1 protein-coding gene is annotated in these 866 nt (G+C 76.6%); it reads left to right on the forward strand.

Annotation, left to right across the window (positions count from 1 at the left end; all coding sequences use genetic code 11):
* Positions 1–26 precede the first annotated feature (26 nt).
* Positions 27–866, forward strand: an 840-nt coding sequence (locus ACXJKG_RS21285; RefSeq protein ID WP_456847705.1) for a family 43 glycosylhydrolase, incomplete at its 3' end; no start/stop codon positions are given.

Raw genomic sequence — 866 nt, forward strand, 5'->3', positions numbered from 1 at the left:
GTGCTGCGTGGTCCGGGGCCGCCGGCTTGTGGGCGCCGGACGTGGTGCGCGTGGGTGCCGAGTGGCGCATGTACTGGTCGGCGTCGACGTTCGGCTCGCGCACGTCCGCCATCGGCCTCGCGGTCGCTCCGCACCCGACCGGCCCGTGGGAGGACCGCGGGCTCGTGGTGACCAGCCTGCACGACGTCGACGGGCCGAACGCGATCGACGCGAACGCGGTGGTCGACGCCGACGGCCGGCACTGGCTGGTCTACGGCTCGTTCTTCGGCGGCATCCACGCGCTCGAGCTCGACCCGGCGACGGGCCTGGCGGTGGGCGACGCCCCCGGGATCCTGCTCGCCCGCCGCCCGCGCAGCGTCGAGGGCGCGGTCGAGGGTGCGTTCGTGCTGCCGCGGCCCGGCGGCGGCTACGCGCTGGTGCTCTCCTACGACTCCCTCTTCTCGACGTACCACGTGCGCGTGGGAGTCTCGGAGTCGCTGACCGGCCCCTACGTGGACCGCACCGGGCGCGGCCTCACGGAGCTCGACGGCGACCCGGCCCTCGTCGGCACCCTCGTGCTGGCCGGCCACGCGCTGGCCGGCGGGCGCGCCTGGCTGGCCCCGGGGCACGCCTCGGTGCTCGTCGACGGCGACCGCCAGCTGCTGGTCCACCACGTCCGGGACGCCGACGACCCCACGCAGCACGAGGTGCAGGTGCGCCGGCTCGTCTGGACCGCCGACGGCTGGCCCGTGGTCTCGCCGCAGCCCTGGGCGGGCGACGCGGAGCCCGACGACGACCGTCCGACGGACCCCGCGGCGCTGGCCGGGACGTGGGAGCTGGTGACGTTCGACCAGGCCACGGCCGGCAGCGTCACCACGTCCCGGACC

This window comes from Cellulomonas sp. P5_C6, from assembly GCF_054049635.1.